Below are 17,424 nucleotides of genomic sequence, written 5' to 3' on the forward strand. Positions count from 1 at the left end.
GGCCGCGGTCCGGGATGTCGACGTCTGCGTAGGGCCGTGCTCGTACGGCATGGGGCGACCGGATCCGGTCTCGGGGGGGCGCCCGGGGCCGGGCCGGCCGTGCGCGGCCGTCAGTGGCCCGCGTGGTCACCGTCCGCGTGGTCACCGTGACCGCCGCCCGGTTGACCCGGCACGTTTCCGTCCGCGTCCGTCACCGTGAAGATGCCGGCCATCCCCATGTCGGAGTGGCTCTGGACGTGGCAGTGGTACATCCACGCCCCCGGGCCGACGCGCTCGCCCGCGATCAGCTGGAAGCCGAACGACTCGGCGGGCCCGGTGATCTTGGTGTCGATGATCCGGCTCGGGTCCTCGAGGCTCTCCAGCATGCCGGTGCGGTTGTCGGCCCAGCGGTGCCCGTGGATGTGGAACGTGTGGTAGAACTCGCCGTGGGTGATCACGATCCACTCCACCCGCTCGCCGACCTTGGCGACGAACTCCGGCGCGTGGTGCGCGGGGTGATTGTTGATCATCATGTCGTTGAAGACGACGGTGAACGTCTTGTCCGGCCTGACGTCCTTCTTCCGCCGGACCACCAGCGGGCCGTACAGCCCCCGCCGGATGCCGCCCGTGCCGTGATCGGTCCCCACCACGTGGTCGTGGTAGTGCCAGTAGCCCGCGCTGCCGGGCTCGATGCCGGCGCCGCCCCCGCGCCTGCCCTGCGCGTGGGTGCGCCAGATGTAGGTGCGCCGGCCCCCGGGCTCGACCACGCTGTCGTTCAGTCTCGTGCCGTCGCTGGCCACGTCGTAGTCCACCCCGTGGACGTGCAGGCTCGCCGTCACGTCCAGGTTGTTGACCATCTCGATCTCAAGCGTGTCGCCCTCGACCATCTCGATGAGCGGCCCGGGAATCGTGGCCTTGCCGGGCTCCAGGCCGTAGCCCAGCTGGCCGTCCTCCAGCCGCTCGGCGTACAGGGTGATGCGGCGGACCGCGCCCATGGTCGTGCCGGCCGTACCGGCCTGGGTCGACGCCGCGGTCTGATTCGTTGTGACCAATGGTGCCAACGCGGCAGCCGCCGCGGACGTGGTGAAGGCACGCCGGGAGAGCAGGCTTTTCGCCATGCCTCTGCCTACCTCGGTCATGGTTCCCCAATCGGTGACGCTTGCGTGAGGGTGACTTGCGAGTGCTCGGGACACTGCTTTCGCGCGACGTGGGTCTAGGCCTGGACCGGTCGCGTCGTGATCGGTGGTGCTGTGGGGAGTAGTGGGATCAACATTCGATCGAAGTACGCGACATTTTCGGCGAAATGTCAAGAAGTATCACTGGAAGAGTCAGAACTTCTGCTTGTATCTGGCCAAAGGTGGATGCGGACTGTTACGGTGACCCCAAGATCGGACTTCCCCGCATCCCCACGTCCGCGCCCCCGCCCCATAACCCCTGTCGCCGCCCCTCCCGGCGATCCACATGGTGAATCCGCATGGTGAATCCGCCCACGCCCGCACCGACTCGGCCACACGCCGCCGTCCTGCCGCCACCTCTCGGCGGCCCTCCTGCCAACGGCCCGTCACTGTCTGTGCCGGCCATTGGCCCGTCCCCCGCCGCACCCCGCCACCTGGCGCGCTTACCGGCTGCGACCCATGCGCCCTGGCCTTCGGGCGGATAGCGTGGGGATGCCGATGTCGAGTTGTCGAGCCGTTTCACCCCCGGCGTCGCACCACGATCTCGTGCCCGCGTAGCGATGCCATGCAGGCGTCGCAGGTCAGCTGGATCTGGAAGTCATGCCCGCACGCCCGGTGGGTGTGGACCAGGGCGGGTCCCTCGGCCGCCCGGAACCATCGCTGTCCCCAGTCGATGCCGGTCATCGTCACGGGGAAGAAGGCGCGGCCCTTCTCCGTGAGGTGGTAGCTGGGCCAGTCCGGCCGCTCGGCGCCGGGCACCTGCTCGAAGACGCCGAGCTCGCAGAAGACCCGGAGCCGGTCGGCGACGATGGTGGGCGGGGCGCCCAGGCGCTGCTCGAAGTCGCGGAAGCGGTGCAGTCCCTGGAAGGCGGCGCCCAGGATGGCCGCCGACCAGCGGTTGCCCACCAGCGCCATCGTCTCGGGGAACATGCCCGCGCCGCCGTCGACGGTGGAGCCGGAGCGGCGGCGGGTCGTGGCGGCGGGCACCGAGCGTTCCCAGGTGCCGCTCGGCCCGAAACCGCCGACGACGTCGCGGGGCCGTACGGAACGCGAGCAGGCCGCGCAGGTCAGGACGGGCAGGAACTCACTGCCGCAGCTCCGGTGGACCATCCTGGGCAGCGACTCCTGGTGCTCGGGCACCCAGCGCGACTCCCACGCCCAGACCGAGAGCAGCGTCGGCCACAGGTCCCGTCCCCGCTTGGTCAGCCGGTACTCGAACCGCTTGGCCCCGCGCTGGTACTCGACCCGCTCGAAGACGCCCATCTCGGTGAGGAACGCCAGCCTCCGGGTCAGCACGGCGTGCGAGATGGGCAACTCCTGCCGCCACTCCCCGTAGCGGCGCACCCCAAGCAGGGCGTGGCGCAGGATCAGCAGGTTCCACTCGTCGCCGATCAGGCCCAGGGTGAGGCCGACGGCGTTGGTGTGCCCCGGGGGAAGCCGCGTGGGACGGTTCATGGGGTGCACGAGCACGCGCGTCTCCTGTAGGCCACGGTCCCGGGTGCCCTCCGCCGCCGCGCCCCCTCCCGATCCCGAGGTTCCTGGACCGGGAACGGCGGGATCGGCGACCTCGGGACCCCGCCACGTCACGACCGTCGGCGGCGTCGGTCCCGGCCTACTCGGCTCCGACGACAAAACTGACGGTCGTGGTGGTGCTGCCGCCGATGTTGAGCGTGCCGAACCGGCGTGCCCCCTCGACCTGGTAGTCACCGGCCCGGCCGGTGACCTGAAGGGCGGCGTCGAGGAGCATCCGGACCCCGGTGGCGCCGACCGGGTGGCCACCGCCGATGAGACCGCCGCTCGGGTTGACGGGGATGCGCCCGCCGATCTCCAGGTCGCCGTTCTCGATGGCCTTCCAGCTCTCACCGGGCCCGGTGATGCCGAAGTGGTCGATCGCGGCGTACTGCGACATGGTGAAGCAGTCGTGCGTCTCGATGCCGTCGAGGTCGTCGACGCCGCCGACACCCGCGCGGGAGAACGCGTCGAGCACCGCGTTGCGCACGTGCGGCAGCGTGTACGGCTCGTCGCGGCTGCGCTCCAGTTTCATCGCCAGCGGGAGCCCGACGGTCCGGTGCCCCCAGCCGAGCACCCTGGCGAGGCGGCCGCCGCGCGCGAGCTCGGGGTGGCGGGCCAGGAAGCGCTCCCCGGCCAGCACCACCCCGGCGCCGCCGTCGGTGATCTGGCTGCAGTCCGTACGCCGCAGCCTGCCCTCCACCACCGGGTTGGCCTCGTCGTCGGCGGCGAAGCTCGCCTCGGTGAACGTCCACCCGCGTGTCTGCGCGTTGGGGTTGGCCCTGGCGTTGCGGAAGTTGAGCTCGGCGACGGCCCGCAGGTGGGCGTCGTCGAGGCCGTAGCGCCGGTCGTACTCGTCGGCGAGGGCGCTGAACATGTGGGGCCACATGAACTTCGCGTCCTGTCCCTCGTGGCCCACCCACGCGGCGGCGCCGAGGTGTCCTGCGGCGAGGTCGCCGGGCACGGTGCGCTCCAGCTCCAGGCCGAGGACCAGGGCGCATTCGTAGCGCCCGGACTCGATGTCTGCCATCGCGGCCAGCGCGGCGACGCCGCCTGAGGCGCAGGCCGCCTCGTGCCTGGCCGAGGGGACCTCCCACAGCTCGGGCTCGACGGTGGCGGGCATGCCGCCCAGCTGGCCCTGGCCGGTGAAGAGCTGGCCGAAGGCGTTGCCGACGTGGATGACGTCGATGTCCGAGGGGGCGAGACCGGCGTCGTCGAGGGTGCCGCGCACGACCTCCCCGGTCAGTTCCGCGAACCCCTGACCGGCCCGCGACCAGTTGCGGGCGAAGTCGCTCTGGTAGCCGCCCAGGATCCATACCGCGTCCGGCATGGGCGCGCCTCCTCGCCGAGATCCGTCTGCTGTCCGCTTCTTACTACAATAAGAAGAGTATGCCGTCAACGCGCCTCGAACCGTTCCTCCAGGGCGGATGGCGCGCCATCGCAGCCCCGAGTAGGCCGACCACCCGGCCGGGACCGGCGGTTTCCCGCCCCGGCCGCCCCGGCGCGGCACCTCGGGAGGTTGGGCGCGGGCGTCTCAGACGGAGGGCGGCAGGGCCGACAGCATGTCGAAGCGGCGGTCGCCCTCGTACAGGGGCGTCTGCGTCTGCGGGGGCGTCGAGAAGGACGCGGGCAGGGAGTCGTACGGAGGCGGGGGCGTCGAGAGGGACGCGGGCAAGGGGTCGTACAGCGGCGGGGACGTCGAGAGGGACGCGGGCAGGGGGTCGTACAGCGGCGTGGGCGTCGGGATCGGTGTCGGGATCGGAAGGGGCGGGGGTACGGGGCTCAGCGACCTGTTCCCGCTCTCGTAGAGGACGGCGTACAGCCCGCTGATCAGGCGCCGCACGTCCCGCTCCGGCCGTACCACCAGGCGCATGAACTGGCTGGTCATGCCGAGTTTGTTGCCGCACTCTCGGACGAACAGGTTGTGCTCGTCGAGCAGCTGGTCGCGGAGGGCGGCGCCGTCCCTGCCCCCGGGGAGCCGTACCAGCAGGAAGTTGCCCTGGGAGGGGAAGACGGTCAGGCCGGGGACCCGGGTCAGCTGGTAGCGCATCGACTCGCGGTCCAGGGCGACCAGACGGAGGCTGTCCAGATACTCGGACATGTACTGGCGGATCATGAAGACCACGGTCTCGGCGAAGGAGTTCAGGTTCCACTTGGGCAGGGCGCGCCGCACCCTGTCCGCCAGCGCGGGGTTGGCCACCATGTAGCCGAAGCGGATGCCGTGCAGCCCGAAGTTCTTGCCGAGGCTCTTCAGCACGATCACGTTGGGCCGGATGGCGGCCTCGTTCGCGACGCTCGGGTACGGCTCTGCGTCGACGAAGTCGATGAACGACTCGTCCACCACGACCAGGTCGAGGTCGACGAGCCTGTCGAGCAGGGCGATGACCTCGTGGCGGCGCAGGTAGCCCCCGTCGGGGTTGTTCGGGTTGCAGATGACCGCCACCCGGGAGCCGCGGTGCCGGACGAAGTTGACGAAGGCGTCCACGTCCAGCGCGAACCCCTGGTTCTCCGGCAGCGGATACATGTCCACGCGCTTGCCGGTCTCCATCGGCTGGTCGGTCCAGCGGCCGAACGTGGGGATCGGCACGGCCAGGCTCTCCCTGACCAGCAGGTGGTCGATCCAGGTGATCAGTTCCGTCGACCCGTTGCCCATGACGACGGTCTGCGGGTTGAGACCCAGCACCCCGCAGAGTTCGGCGGTGATCGTGTCGGCGTCGCTGGGGTAGAACTTCAGGATCGTGCTGAGGTTGTGCTCCAGGACGCCGAAGGCCTCGGGGGTGGGAAAGTACGGGTTGCAGGGGACGCAGAAGTCGATCAGCTCCTCCCCCTCCTCCGGCGCGGCCCGGATGAGCGAGAAGTACGACGGGCTGTGCGCGGCGGTGCGCACTCGGCTGCGATCGGTCGGACCGGCCAACTGGGGCCTCCTCCTGACGGACGTTCAGGCTTCTGACACCCCCAGCTACGCACCTGGATACGGGCTGGTTCAGCGGGGGTCCGTGGGCGGTCGCCGTCCCCGGAGTTCACGGGCGGTGAGACCTCGTGTCCGTGCGACCGGCGGTGATGACGCCGCGGCCCGCGGCCCGCCGGGGCTTCCCGGCCGTCGAACTCCGTGCTCCGGAGCTCCTTGGGAGCCGGGATTCCACGGACCGGAAACTCTCGGGGACCACCGGGAACTCGCATCGAGGCTCGAAGCGTTCCGAGAATCCTCGAGATCAACACCAGCCCCCGCTACCGGTCATGGAGGAGGTCACGTCCACCTGGTATTCGTCGCCGTACCGCCCGTCCTCCTCCACCACCCACGCGGAGAAGCCGACGTCTCTCCCGTCGATGGACTTGACGAAGCAGCTCACCCTTTCGCCGTCACCCTCCCGAGGGGGCTTCCAGCCATCCATGGTCGCGGCGTCCCGGTAGAAGGACAGCACATCGGCTACCGGGCCTGAGAAGCGATAGAACTGCGAGACGGTCACTATTCGGCCGTCGTCGTAGCAACCGGAGCCGCGTTCCCCCTGAGGCGTCGCGTTCACCGGATGGGCATCGAGGATATCGAGCGTGGCCAGGGAGGCGGCGAGCCGGTCATCCTCGGCGGTACACACCTCGGGAAGCAACCGGAGGAAAAGGGCGACCAAAGCGGCGACGCCCCCCACGCAGACGACCAGCAGCACCGCAATCGTCGAGCGCTTCATAACCGGGAGCCTAGGACGGGTGAGCCCGAAGTGCGGGGACCGTGTTCCACCGGGCATCGGCCCGCGGGTCAGCCGCCCGCCGCAAGGCCTGATCATCCTCTCGACCGCACCACAGGTGAAGATCGATGAGGAAATACGCCGATGGGGACACCCATCCTGTGGGCGCCGGCCTGCCCGAGGACCGGCGATGCTCGAGGTCGAGGTCGCCGGGCCAGACCGGCGGGGCGATCGGCCTGTTACCCGGCCCCACCAGGCTCCAGGGCCGGCTTCCCCTCCTGGATCCCGGTGGATCCTTCGTGTTGCCGTGGCAGTTCCCGCCGCGTACGAACCGGAGAGAGGAAGACCGGCAGGAAAGCCGTCGCCAGGAATACGCCTCCCACCCAGAGCGTGGTGTGAACGGTGGTCAGTTCGCCGACCAGGCCCGCCACGGCGGCGCCGACCGCGAGTGCGCCGGTGAGCAGGAAGCGGAAGGTGGCGTTCATCCGGCCGAGGAGGGAATCCGACGTCATCCGCTGTCGCAGGCTCACGCCGAGCACGTTGTCCATGCCCGTCTTGAACATGGCCGTCAGATAGCCGGCCCCCGCCAGCCACAACCCGAGGCCATGGTCGACGAGAGGGACGAGCAGTCCCGCGGGCGCCAGCCACAGGCCGACCAGACCGAGCGTGCGGCCGTGGCCGAGCCGTCCGGCGATGGGGCGGGCACAGCGCGCTCCGAGGAGGAGTCCGGCTCCGCCCACCGCCCAGAACAGGCCCAGCGCGCCTGCCGGGAGGCCGAGTTCGCGGATGAACAGCACCGGGAGCATGGTGTTGACGATCTGGGAGCCGAGGTTGTTGAGAGCCGCGGTGAACGCGAGGGCTCGCAGTTCCCTGTTGCCGAAGACGTGACGCAGCCCCTCCGCGATCTGTGCCCCCAGCCGGACGGGTCGCCCGTGGAGGAGCGAGGGCGGCGCCGGCACGCGGTGGATGGAGATGAGCCGAAGAGCCGAGGCCAGATGGCTCACGGCCGTGAACGCCACGGCCACGGGCGCCGTGAGCAGTTGGACGAGTCCTCCGCCCGCGCCTCGTCCGGCCACGTTGCCGACGGCTATGAGACTCATCACGGCGGCGTTCGCCTGGACGAGGCCGTCGCGGCCGACCAGTCGCGGTAACACGCTCTGCGAGCCGACGTCGGAGAAGACGGTGGCGCAGCCGTTCAGCAGGACGACCACGTAAAGCTGCTCAAGCGTGAGGACGTCCAGCCACCAGGCCATCGGGATGGAGGTGAACAACCCCGCTCGCACCAGATCCGCGGTGATCAGCACACGCCGATGACGCATCCGGTCCACCCACGCCCCGGCGGGCAGACCGATGAGGAGGAAGGCGACGGTGCTCAAGGTCGCGAGCGCCCCGACCTGGCCGGGGCTCGCGTCGAGAGCGGACACCGCGATGAGCGGGACGGCGACGTAGCCGACGTTGGTACCGAACTGGCCGAAGGTGATCGCGGTGAACAACGTACGGAAGTCGGCGATACGCCATGGGGAGTCGGGGTGCATGGTCCGTTCGTCCGGTGGTCGATCTGGGGCGGCGGCCTGTACGGCGGCCGTCATGGGCGGCGTCTCCTCACCCTCGGTTTTCCCGCGCGGCGCGCGCCGCAGGCTCCTCCCCCACCGGGGGCGACGGAGGTCGCCGCTGCCACCGCGTCATCGCGACACCGGCGAGCACGACGACCATTCCCGCGATGACACGGAGCCCGAGCTCCTCGTCGAGCACGATCGCCCCCAGCGCGACCGAGACGACCGGCAACAGGTAGCCGACGGTGGCGGCGCTGGTCGCGCCTTCGTCCGCGATGAGCCGGTAGTTCAGGTAGAAGGTGAATCCGGTGCTGAAGATCCCGAGGATGGTGACGGCGATCACGGCCTCCGGATTGAGGGCCATCGGCGCCGGATCGTCGGCGGGCAGGGCGAGCGCGCCGAGTCCGGTGGCGGCGATGAGCTGGGCCGCGGACAGGGCCATGGGGGCGGTGCCCCTTCCGGTGAGCCTGCGCCCCATGTAGGCGAAGGCGAGGGCATAACTCGCCGCCGCCCCGAGCAGGGCCAGAGCCCCCGGGCTGAGAAGCCCGCTCTCGTGCCAGGGGGCGAAGATGAGCAACGTGCCCGCGAACCCGAGCAGGAGCCCGCCCAGGCGGACCGGGTGGAATCCGCGCTCCGTGCCGATGGCCATGCCGATCAGCAACGACCAGAGCGGAGTCGTCGCGTTCAGCACGCCGGCCACCCCGGAGTCGACGGACTGCTCACCGATGGCGAAGAGGAAGAACGGCAGAGCGTTGCAGAAGAAGGCGGCCACGACGAGGTGGCCCCAGGTCGCGCGATCCCTCGGAAGACGCTGGCGTGCGAGGCAGGCCAGGCCGAGAAGGACGGCCGCACCGAGCGCTGAGCGGGTGAAGGTGATCTGGAGCGGGGTCAGCCCGTTGTTCAGGGCCAGCTTGATCCACAGAAAACCCGACCCCCACAGCAGCGCGAGTACGGCCATGCGTACCAGCGAGCCGCGTCCGCCCGAGATCATGCCGCGCCTTCCTGTCCGGTTGGGTGTGGGATGAACGTTGTCCGAGAGAGACCCGACAGGACAAGTGCAAAGTTTTACACGTACCTTTAAGCTCTGCTACACAGTCGGAGAGGGCCTCATCTGCGCCCATCCGGCCGAGGGCGGCACCATTCCGAGCGAGTGGAACGGCTTCGCCGGCACGATCCACGGTGGCTGCCCGCCCTTCCTCACACCCGGTCCAACGACCGATCATGTTCCCGGACGCGCCCGGCCTCACTCTGTCAGGAGTTCTCAGGAGAGTGGGCGGATGTGCTTTCGCATGTGGGCCGACCTGCTGAAAGAGGAGATCCACTTCCCTGGAATCCCCGTTCAACGTCAGATCATCTTGACGTCAGGCTAACTTGACGCAATGCTGGGGTCATGTCCACTTCCAGCGACCTCGAGAGCCGGTTCACGCCACTGACCGCCGTCGGGCGTGATGACAAACTGCGTGCCCGCGACGCTCCAGAGTCAGCGGTCGATGCCGGCGCCCCCAGCCGCGTCCCCCGATCCCCGGCACGGTGCCCCTGACACGTGACGAGGTGTTGGAAATCCTCGCGCCGGGTGAGGTGATCGCGCGGAAGGCGGGCCATGGACGTCGGCCCTCCGTCCGATCCGCCCGGAGAGCCGGCGCTTCGTGGTCGCGGATCGGTGCGGCCTTGGGGACGACCGGCAGGCAAGCCGCGTGGAAGACGCACGGCCGATGGATCGATGACCAAGCCGAGCAAGCAGCGCCGGCGCAGTGGCTACGAGGGCCTGGACGAGAACGATGTGGCGACCGCACGCGCAGTCGCCGGCGAACCCGAAAGTGAGGAAACAGAATGAGTGAGCATGGCGAGACCGCCGTCCGCCCTTTCGCGCTCGACATCCCGCAAGCGGACCTGGACGACTTGACCGGCCGCCTGGCCGCGACCAGGTGGCCGGATGAGATAGCCGGTGTCGGCTGGTCCCGCGGAGTGTCGCTGACCTACCTCAAAGAGCTGGCCGAGTACTGGCGCACTGTCTACGACTGGCGGGAACATGAGGCAAACCTCAACCGGATCCCCCAGTTCACGACCATGATCGACAACGCCAACGTCCACTTCCTACACATCCGATCCGCCGAACCCGATGCGCTACCGCTGCTGATCACCCACGGATGGCCCGGATCCGTCATCGAGTTCCTCGACGTCATCGGGCCGCTGACCGACCCCCGCGCTCACGGGGGCGACCCCGCCGACGCCTTCCACCTGGTGATCCCCTCCATCCCCGGCTACGGGCTGTCCGGGCCGACCCACGAAGGCGGCTGGGATGTGCGCCGTGTCGCCAGGGCTTGGGCCGAGCTGATGCGACGCCTGGGCTACCACCGCTACGGCGCGCAAGGCGGTGACTGGGGGCACGCGATCACCCGGGAACTTGGCGTCATCGATACCGGCCACGTCATCGGAATCCACCTCAACACCCTGCTGACACCGCCTCCCAGTGACCCGGCCGAGGCAGCCGAGCTCACCGATGACGACAAAGCACGGCTTGAACGGATGATCAGCGCTGAACCCGATATGTCGGGCTACGCGAAGATCCAAGGCACCCGGCCGCAGACACTGGCCTACGCGCTCACCGACTCCCCGGTCGGACAGCTCGCCTGGATCGTCGAGAAGTTCAAGGAGTGGACCGACTCCACCGACGTGCCCGAAGACGCGGTCTCCCGCGACCGGCTCCTGACCAACGTGATGCTCTACTGGCTCACCGCGACCGCCGGCTCGTCGGCCCGCCACTACTGGGAGGCTTTCCATCCCTCCCATCCGCCGCGCACCGAGCCATTGGCAACGCCCACCGGGGTGGCGGTCTTCGCCGCCGACCTGGCCCGCCCCGTCCGGCGGCTCGCCGAACGAGACAACAACATCGTCCACTGGTCCGAATTCGACCGAGGCGGCCACTTCGCCGCGATGGAGGAACCGGACCTGTTCACTCACGACGTCCGCGCGTTCTTCCACCGGCTTCGCTGATGGACCTCCCGGCCGAGCACGGCCGCAGACGACACTTCCGCGAAGATATCGGCTCAGATTCGGCTGACGGGAAAGCCCGCGGTGCGCACCCGCGACACGCCCAAAACCGTGGCGGCACCCGGTTCTCGTGCGCCGACCCCGCGTGCGGGTGGACCGGCCACGCCGACCCCAACGCCGCGATCAACATCCGCAACGCCACAGGAACCGCCGTGTCAGGATGTGGAGACCTCGGGATTACCCGGTCTGCGAAGCGTCAACCCCCGCGCCGCTCAACCGCTACGCGACGGGAGAATCTCCGGCCTTCAAGCCAGGGAGGAGTTCAAGAACTGTGAAGCCTTCCACTTTGATCGGTCTCGGCCTCGCGGCGGCCGGGGTGTGTGCGGCGGCCGTAGTGCTCGCGGGAGCGGTCGGCGAGTCACCGCCCGTACCGGCCACCTGCCCGCAACGCTGGGACAGCGACGACATCGGCGGCTGGGTACCGGCCGCCGCCGACATCGACGGCGTGGAGGAGTCGCTCGTCCCCGGCTCGCCGGTGAAGGCCCTCATCTGCGCCTACCCCGGGGACAACACGCGTCCGGGTCGTGAGCGGCTGGCCGGTTCGCGAACGCTGACGGACCAGGCGTCGGCGATGGCCCGTGACCTCGCCTACCTCCCGGTGGCCGGCGCCGACGTAGGCCACGGATGCACGGCGATGGGGGGACCGATGACCAACTACCTCATCCGGTTCGCCTACCCCGATGGCCGCGCCCTGTGGGTGGGCGCCGCCGAGGAGGTCAACCGCTGCGGGAGGATCACCAACGGCACCGCCAGCAGCAACTCGTACGCCGGGCCCGCCATCACCACCGCCTACAAGAACGGAATCTGGCGGCCCGTACCGCCGGAAGACCCCTGCCGCGGTCCCGGCGACCGCCGGGGTCAGGACGAGCTGCTGGTTCCGGGACGGCCCGGCCGGCTCACGGTGTGCAGGGACGCCACGTACTCAAGGCCGCCGTACCGCAAACGACACAACAGGGACATCGCCCGCGCCCTGGCCGCGACACTGAACTCCCTGGACACCGTGCCGAGCGAGAACACCTGCAAAGGGCTCGGAGCCACCAGCGAACGCGGTATCCGACTCATATTCGACTACCCGGAAGGACCGGCCGCCGCGGTGAACATCTCGATGAACTGCGCCCCCGCCATCAACAACGGCCTGCTCCAGGCCGACCTGAGCGCCCCCGTCCGCGACCAGATCCTCCGCCTCGCCCCACCATGACGATGGAACAGGCAGGCGAACTCCGATGACCTTGAGTGCCTCACCTGGCGCTTCACGGGTTGTCGCTGAGCGGGCCGCCGTGGTCGCGGGTCAAGCCGGCGAACACCACGGCTACTTCGACCTCACCGGGTCGAATATCCGGAGTACCGTCCCGAAGGCCTGCCTGACGACAGCTTCCGTGGCTAGAACCTCAGCGACTTGAAGGCGCGCACCTGCTCGGTGATGGCGCGTTCCGTCGGCAGGCGCTCGACCGAGGAGGCGCCGAAGAAGCCCACCACGCCCTCGGTGCGGGCCAGCACGTGGGCCGCGTCCTCCGGTTCGGCGATGGGTCCGCCGTGGCAGAGCACGAGGACGTCGGGGCGGACGGCCACCGCGGCGTCGCGCATCGCCTGGACCCGCTCGACCGCCTCGTCCAGGGACAGCGCGGTGCCGGCGCCGATGCTGCCCTTGGTGGTCAGGCCGACGTGCGGGACGAGGACGTCGGCGCCCGCCTCGGCCATGGCCCGCGCCTGGGCGGGGTCGAAGACGTAGGGGGCGGTGACCAGGTCGCGCTCACGCGCCAGCCGGACCATCTCGACCTCCAGGTCGTAGCCCATCCCGGTCTCCTCCAGGTTCTGCCGGAAGACGCCGTCGTACAGGCCGACGGTCGGAAAGTTCTGCACCCCGGCGAAGCCCATGTCCGCGAGTTGGTCGAGGAACCTGGGCATCAGCCGGAACGGGTCGGTGCCGCACACCCCGGCGAGCACCGGGGTGTCCCTGACGACGGGAAGCACCTCGGCCGCCATCTCGACGACGATCTGGTTGGCGTCGCCGTACGGCAGCAGCCCGGCGAGCGAGCCACGGCCCGCCATCCGGTAGCGGCCGGAGTTGTAGATGATGATCAGGTCGACGCCGCCCTCCTCGGCGCACTTGGCGGACAGCCCGGTGCCGGCGCCCGCGCCGATGATCGGCCGATCCCCGGCGACGGTACGGCGCAGCCTGGCGAGGACGTCCTCCCGGTTCACGCGGCACCTCCGGCGGCAACCCGGTGAAGGCCGGAGAGGAACCTCCTGTGCCGACCGGCCGAGCGCGACACGGACGGGAAACGGTGGCGGGCCACACGCGGACCGGCCGGTCGCGGCGTGGCCAGGAAAGGGTGGCGGGCCACATGCTGACCGGCCGAGCGCGACGCGGACGGGACCTGGCCGCGGGTCATGTCCCGTACCTCGCGGTGATCATCTGGTGCAGCCGGTCGGCCATGGCGCGACCGAAGGCGGGGTCGTTGACGTGCAGGTCCAGTTCCTCGACCTCGACGGCCGAGCCTCGCAGCCCCTCGGCCAGGGCTTCGAAGCAGGCCTCGTCGGCCTTGGGATCGCGGAAGGGCGCCCCCTCGGCGTCGAGGGCGGAGACGCCTCCGCGCGGGACGAACAACGCGGTCGGGCCGCTGGCCGCGCCCAGCTTGGCGGCCATCCGGCGGCCGAGCTCGCCCATCTCCTCGGCCGTGGTCCGCATCAGGGTCACGGCCGGGTTGTGGACGTACAGCAGGCGGTCGCCGAAATGCTCGGGGACGGTGTCGCGGGAACCAAAGTTGACCATGTCCAGCGCGCCGGGGGCGACCACCTGGGGCACCCCGCGCGCTCCGGCCGTGGTCAGCCGGTCGGGGCCGGCCGACAGGACCCCGCCCACCAGGTCGTCGGCGAGTTCGGTGGTGGTGAGGTCGAGCACGCCCGAGATCAGGCCGCTCCCGGCCAGCGACTCCAGGGCCCGCCCGCCGGATCCGGTGGCGTGGAAGACCAGCACCTCGTAACCGAGCTCGTCCAGCCGCTCCCTGGCGGCGTCGACCGCGGGCGTGGTCACGCCGAACATCGACGCGGCCACGAGCGGGCGGTCGTCCTCGACGACCGGGGACGCGATGCTCACCATGCCGGCCATGGCCGCCGCGGCGTTGCCGAGGATGCGCACGGAGACGCGGTTGACCCCGGCGAGGTCGACGACGCTGTACATCAGCGTGACGTCCTTGGCCCCCACGTAGGGGGACACGTCTCCGGAGGCCATGGTGGAGACGATGAGCTTGGGCAGGCCGATCGGCAGGTCCCTGACGGCCCGCGCCGCGATCGAGGACCCGCCGCTGCCGCCCACCGCGAGCACGCCGTCGAGACGGCCCTGGGCGTACAACTCGGCGAGGACGGCGGCGGCGCCCTCCCCCATCGCCGTGACGGCCGCTCCCCGGTCACCGGTCGCGCGCAGCACCGCGACGTCGGCCCCGGCCGCCAGCGCGACCCGGTCGTTGCCGACGTCGGCGGGTACCCGCGCCTCACCGATGCCCGCGTCGACCAGGACGACCTCGCAGTCGAGGGCGAGTAACCGGTCGTGGAGCCAGGCGTACTCCCATCCCTTGGTGTCCAGCGTTCCCACCAGGCCTATCGTCGGCATCTCGCGCCACGCCTCTCTGCTCGCCGTTGTCCCTGTGCCGCGCCGCCTCGTCGCCGTACCGGTCAGAGCGCGGCGGAGAAGGTGCCGTAGTAACCGTCCAGCTCCTGGCGGTAGACGCTCTGCCGGTAGGTCGCCGCGTCGTACTCCGGCGCGTCCTGGATCTCCTGCTTGGTCCGCGAGATGTACACCTTGCGCTCGTGCCGGTCGATCCGGGACACCGTGCTGGCCGGGAGCACGACCTTCCTGCCGGAGAGCCAGGAGCCGACGTCGGCCACGACGTAGCTGTCGTCGGTCACGTTGCTCTCCTCCTCCACCAGGCCGACCTTGCCGTCGACGGCCTCCACGTCGAAGCCGATGACGCTCATCGTCTCGTCGGGACCGTAAACGCCCTCGCGATAGCTCCACAGTCCTTCGCTCGTCATGTGCGGGCTCTCCTCGTCGCGATGTGTGTGGCCCCCCGCCTACCCGTGGCGGCCGAGGTAAACGGTGCATCAGGTGGCCGTCGTCCGCCAGGAGGCGGGCCGTACGACGCGCGAAAAGGCGCCCGGACGATCATCGGGCCGTCCGGGTACGCGAGGGGTCGCCCCGGAGGTTCCCTCCAGGGGGAGAAATCGCTGCTGGGAGGCTCCCCCTCGGCCCCGCCTTCCGTCCCGGCCCGGGAGCCAGGGCGAGAAGCGCCGGGCTGAAGTCCTCCGGCGGTCAGGCGCGGTGGTCGTGGCGCTCTCCTGTCGCGCGGTGGCGTCGCGGGGACGTCAGGCGCCCCAGCCCGCCTGGGCGCCGCCGACCCGCTCGGCGGCGATCTTCTCGAAGTAGCCCGACCTGGCGTACGCCGCCATCGGGTCGGGGTCCAGTCCCAGCTCGGCGCGTACCTCGGCCAGCAGGGGCCGCACGTCGGTGTTGTAGGCGTCCATCACCACGGCGTTGGCCCCCAGCACGTCACCGGCCGACTGTGCCCTCGCCAGCGCCTCCCGGTCGACCAGCAGCGCCTTGGCCGTGGCCTCCTGCACGTTCATCACCGACCGGATCTGGCCGGCGATCTTCGGCTCGATGTTGTGGCACTGGTCCAGCATGAACGCCACGTCCTCGGTGAGCCCGCCCCCGCCGATCACCTCGACCATGATGCGGAACAGCTGGAACGGGTCGGCCGCCCCCGCCATCAGGTCGTCGTCGGCGTAGAAGCGGGAGTTGAAGTCGAATCCGCCCAGCTTTCCCTCGCGCAGCAGGAACGCCACGATGAACTCGATGTTGGTGCCGGGCGCGTGGTGGCCGGTGTCCACCACCACCTGGGCCTTGGGGCCCAGCTTCAGGCAGTGCGCGTACGCGGTGCCCCAGTCCGGCACGTCGGTGGCGTAGAAGGCGGGCTCGAACAGCTTGTACTCCAGCAGGAACCGCTGGCCCTCGCCCAGCCGCTCGTACACCCGGCCCAGCGCCTCGGCCAGCCGGTCCTGGCGGGCGCGGATGTCGTCCTGGCCCGGGTAGTTGATCCCGTCGGAGAACCACAGCTTCAGCGTGCCGGAACCGGTGGCGTCCATGATGTCCACGCAGTCCAGCAGGTGCGCCAGAGCCTTGGCCCGCACCCGCGCGTCCGGGTGGGTCACGCTGCCCAGCATGTAGTCGTCGTCCTGGAACACGTTGGAGTTGATCGCCCCGATCCCCACCCCCAGCCCCGACGCGTGCGCGGCCAGCGCGGCGTAGTCGTCGACCCGGTCCCACGGGATGTGCAGCGCCACCTTCGGCGCCACCCCGGTGAACGCGTGCACCTGGGCCGCGTCCGCGAGCTTCTCGAAAGGGTCCCTCGGCACCCCCCGCTGCGCGAACACCTTGAACCGCGTTCCCGAGTTGCCGTACGCCCACGACGGGGTCTCGATGACCTGCGCCCGCAGCGAATCCTTGATCATGAATCGGTCCCCGATCAGTTGAGGTGGGCGGGCCTGTGCCTTACCCGGGGTGCGGGCCTGCGCCGTATCCGGGTGCGGTCGCCTTCCGGGTGCGGGCCGCGTCCGGCGCATCCGGACGCGGATCGCGCCGGTGGCGTCAGAAGTCGAACTGGTCGATGTTGGAGGCGTCGAAGGTGAACGGCGGGCCGAGGATGATCTCCCCGTCCTTGCCGATCGTCCGCTCGCCGAGCCTGCCCGCCTTCAGGACCTCGCCCTCGGCCCCGGTGATCTGCCCGGAGACCACCACCGCGGCCGGAACGGACCTTCGCGAAACAGTGAACATAAGCGCTTCCTCAGGAAGTGGGGGTGATCGAACTCCTGCAAAAAACGATTTAACCGGTTGAGCTGGACAGTAGAACCAAGCTTTGGTAGGTGTCAATGGCGTATGAACGCGCCGTTTCCTTAGCGTTACACGGCGCTCGCCCCGGGCTGCCCGGCTCTCCCGGGGAAACCCACCGGGTCCACGGCCGGGCAATCGGAGCCGCCATCCGTTGTCACGTTTTAACCGTTTCGGCACCTGGCGGGACGTGATAGAGCCGGGCGATCCCCGTCAACGGGACGAGCCGGGGCGGGATCACCGGCTCGTCCCCCGGGCCTGCGAGGAGGTACCGCTTCTGAGCGTTGTGCGGGATATCCCGCCGCCCGGAGTCGGGCCACCCGCCGCACCACAGGCGCGGGCGCGATCTGGCGCGAGTGCCGCCGCTTCCCGGGGCCGATCGGTAGTGTTTCAATGAAATCGCCGTCGCCCGGACCCCACATCCGGTGCGGCCACGCTGTTCCCGCACGTCCTGGCCGTACCCTCCGGATCGGCCGGGCAGTTATCGCACGTCGGCGGGCCCCCTCGCCGAGCACGACGTACCAGGCCTGTCCGCCGTCCGACGGCGGTACGCTCCCGGGCCCCCACGGTGACCTGACGTGACCCGACGTGAC

General features: G+C 70.0%; 14 protein-coding genes. 2 read left to right on the forward strand and 12 right to left on the reverse strand.

Annotated features, from left to right (window positions below; all coding sequences use genetic code 11):
- Positions 1–110 precede the first annotated feature (110 nt).
- From OG587_RS32980 to OG587_RS33010, 7 genes are all read right to left on the reverse strand, one after another.
- Positions 111–1,097 carry a multicopper oxidase domain-containing protein gene (locus OG587_RS32980; protein ID WP_329082253.1) on the reverse strand — a complete coding sequence of 329 codons (987 nt, stop codon included), beginning with the start codon at positions 1,095–1,097 and terminating at the stop codon, positions 111–113.
- 576 nt (positions 1,098–1,673) lie between these two features.
- A complete protein-coding gene (locus OG587_RS32985; RefSeq protein WP_329082256.1) occupies positions 1,674–2,624 on the reverse strand; it encodes a winged helix-turn-helix transcriptional regulator in 951 nt (316 codons plus the stop codon).
- Between the two features lie 142 nt (positions 2,625–2,766).
- The gene (locus OG587_RS32990; RefSeq protein WP_329082258.1) at positions 2,767–3,993 is read right to left on the reverse strand and encodes an acetyl-CoA acetyltransferase; all 1,227 of its coding nucleotides are present in this window, start codon (positions 3,991–3,993) and stop codon (positions 2,767–2,769) included.
- 204 nt (positions 3,994–4,197) lie between these two features.
- Complete coding sequence (locus tag OG587_RS32995; RefSeq protein WP_329082260.1) at positions 4,198–5,577, reverse strand: pyridoxal phosphate-dependent aminotransferase; 1,380 nt, start codon at positions 5,575–5,577, stop codon at positions 4,198–4,200.
- Positions 5,578–5,875: 298 nt separating this feature from the next.
- Positions 5,876–6,346 carry a hypothetical protein gene (locus OG587_RS33000; RefSeq protein WP_329082261.1) on the reverse strand — a complete coding sequence of 157 codons (471 nt, stop codon included), beginning with the start codon at positions 6,344–6,346 and terminating at the stop codon, positions 5,876–5,878.
- Positions 6,347–6,582: 236 nt separating this feature from the next.
- On the reverse strand, positions 6,583–7,932 hold the full coding sequence (locus OG587_RS33005) for an MFS transporter (protein WP_329082263.1): 1,350 nt from the start codon (positions 7,930–7,932) through the stop codon (positions 6,583–6,585).
- Between the two features lie 13 nt (positions 7,933–7,945).
- On the reverse strand, positions 7,946–8,887 hold the full coding sequence (locus OG587_RS33010; RefSeq protein WP_329082265.1) for a DMT family transporter: 942 nt from the start codon (positions 8,885–8,887) through the stop codon (positions 7,946–7,948).
- 839 nt (positions 8,888–9,726) lie between these two features.
- Between OG587_RS33010 and OG587_RS33015 the strand changes: the two genes are divergently transcribed.
- Together OG587_RS33015 and OG587_RS33020 are read left to right on the forward strand one after the other, a co-directional pair.
- The gene (locus OG587_RS33015) at positions 9,727–10,890 is read left to right on the forward strand and encodes an epoxide hydrolase family protein (protein ID WP_329082266.1); all 1,164 of its coding nucleotides are present in this window, start codon (positions 9,727–9,729) and stop codon (positions 10,888–10,890) included.
- Between the two features lie 328 nt (positions 10,891–11,218).
- The gene (locus tag OG587_RS33020; protein ID WP_329082269.1) at positions 11,219–12,145 is read left to right on the forward strand and encodes a hypothetical protein; all 927 of its coding nucleotides are present in this window, start codon (positions 11,219–11,221) and stop codon (positions 12,143–12,145) included.
- Positions 12,146–12,327: 182 nt separating this feature from the next.
- Here OG587_RS33020 and OG587_RS33025 read toward each other — a convergent pair whose 3' ends face one another.
- From OG587_RS33025 to OG587_RS33045, 5 genes are all read right to left on the reverse strand, one after another.
- Complete coding sequence (locus OG587_RS33025; RefSeq protein WP_329082271.1) at positions 12,328–13,149, reverse strand: phosphoenolpyruvate hydrolase family protein; 822 nt, start codon at positions 13,147–13,149, stop codon at positions 12,328–12,330.
- 187 nt (positions 13,150–13,336) lie between these two features.
- Positions 13,337–14,557 (reverse strand): Tm-1-like ATP-binding domain-containing protein, encoded by a 1,221-nt coding sequence (locus tag OG587_RS33030; protein WP_329082273.1) that lies wholly within the window; start codon positions 14,555–14,557, stop codon positions 13,337–13,339.
- Between the two features lie 62 nt (positions 14,558–14,619).
- Positions 14,620–14,979, reverse strand: coding sequence for a PRC-barrel domain containing protein (locus OG587_RS33035; protein ID WP_329082274.1), 360 nt, complete (start codon positions 14,977–14,979; stop codon positions 14,620–14,622).
- Between the two features lie 330 nt (positions 14,980–15,309).
- Complete coding sequence (gene rhaI / locus OG587_RS33040; protein WP_329082277.1) at positions 15,310–16,455, reverse strand: L-rhamnose isomerase; 1,146 nt, start codon at positions 16,453–16,455, stop codon at positions 15,310–15,312.
- A 136-nt stretch (positions 16,456–16,591) separates the two neighbouring features.
- Positions 16,592–16,777, reverse strand: a complete 186-nt coding sequence (locus tag OG587_RS33045; RefSeq protein ID WP_329082279.1) for a hypothetical protein — start codon at positions 16,775–16,777, stop codon at positions 16,592–16,594.
- Positions 16,778–17,424 lie beyond the last annotated feature (647 nt).

It is taken from the genome of Streptosporangium sp. NBC_01469, assembly GCF_036227305.1.
Taxonomy (GTDB): Bacteria; Actinomycetota; Actinomycetes; order Streptosporangiales; family Streptosporangiaceae; genus Streptosporangium.

Coding starts and splice junctions, on each gene's coding strand:
- OG587_RS33030 (WP_329082273.1), bottom strand. CDS start 14,557: ATGCCGACGATAGGCCTGGTGGGAACGCTGGACACCAAGGGATGGGAG.
- rhaI (WP_329082277.1), bottom strand. CDS start 16,455: ATGATCAAGGATTCGCTGCGGGCGCAGGTCATCGAGACCCCGTCGTGG.
- OG587_RS33005 (WP_329082263.1), bottom strand. CDS start 7,932: ATGACGGCCGCCGTACAGGCCGCCGCCCCAGATCGACCACCGGACGAA.
- OG587_RS33010 (WP_329082265.1), bottom strand. CDS start 8,887: ATGATCTCGGGCGGACGCGGCTCGCTGGTACGCATGGCCGTACTCGCG.
- OG587_RS33045 (WP_329082279.1), bottom strand. CDS start 16,777: ATGTTCACTGTTTCGCGAAGGTCCGTTCCGGCCGCGGTGGTGGTCTCC.
- OG587_RS32980 (WP_329082253.1), bottom strand. CDS start 1,097: ATGGCGAAAAGCCTGCTCTCCCGGCGTGCCTTCACCACGTCCGCGGCG.
- OG587_RS33015 (WP_329082266.1), top strand. CDS start 9,727: ATGAGTGAGCATGGCGAGACCGCCGTCCGCCCTTTCGCGCTCGACATC.
- OG587_RS32990 (WP_329082258.1), bottom strand. CDS start 3,993: ATGCCGGACGCGGTATGGATCCTGGGCGGCTACCAGAGCGACTTCGCC.
- OG587_RS33035 (WP_329082274.1), bottom strand. CDS start 14,979: ATGACGAGCGAAGGACTGTGGAGCTATCGCGAGGGCGTTTACGGTCCC.
- OG587_RS33000 (WP_329082261.1), bottom strand. CDS start 6,346: ATGAAGCGCTCGACGATTGCGGTGCTGCTGGTCGTCTGCGTGGGGGGC.